Raw genomic sequence first — 394 nt, 5'->3', positions numbered from 1 at the left:
CGAGCAGGCGGTGGCCCTTGGCGCTGTGGACGAAGCGGTAGATGAAGCCTTCCTCGGCGGCCAGGCGGGTGATGAAGGCGAGGTCGGTTTCGCCGGCCTGGACGCAGAACTCGCGGGGCGCGTGGGGGAAGCTGTGGCCCAGTTCGAAGTCGGTGATGCGCTGGGCCTTGAACAGGGTTTCGAGGATCTGCGGCACGCTTTGTTGCTGGAAGATACGCCAGTTCGAGCGCAGCCCGGCGCGGGCCAGCTTGGGCTCGATCACGGCCTGGTAGCGGGTGCGGCAGTTGCCGGTGTCGCCCTGGCTGAAGGCGCTGATCAGGCCGTGTACGTAGCGCATCGGGCGCTGGCCGCGCAGGATGGTGAACAGCGCGGGCTTGTCGAGCAGGTGGGCGAA

At 67.8% G+C, this 394-nt stretch carries 1 protein-coding gene; it reads right to left on the bottom strand.

The features are described from left to right. A partial coding sequence (locus tag HU735_RS26835; RefSeq protein WP_273018824.1) for a contractile injection system protein, VgrG/Pvc8 family occupies positions 1 to 394 on the bottom strand: 394 nt, incomplete at both ends.

Origin of the sequence: Pseudomonas sp. BW16M2, from assembly GCF_014268865.1 — a bacterium.
GTDB classification, from domain to species: domain Bacteria; phylum Pseudomonadota; class Gammaproteobacteria; order Pseudomonadales; family Pseudomonadaceae; genus Aquipseudomonas; species Aquipseudomonas peradeniyensis.
The sequence above is the reverse complement of the archived record's forward strand: the minus strand, read 5'-3'. Positions and strand labels throughout refer to the sequence as shown.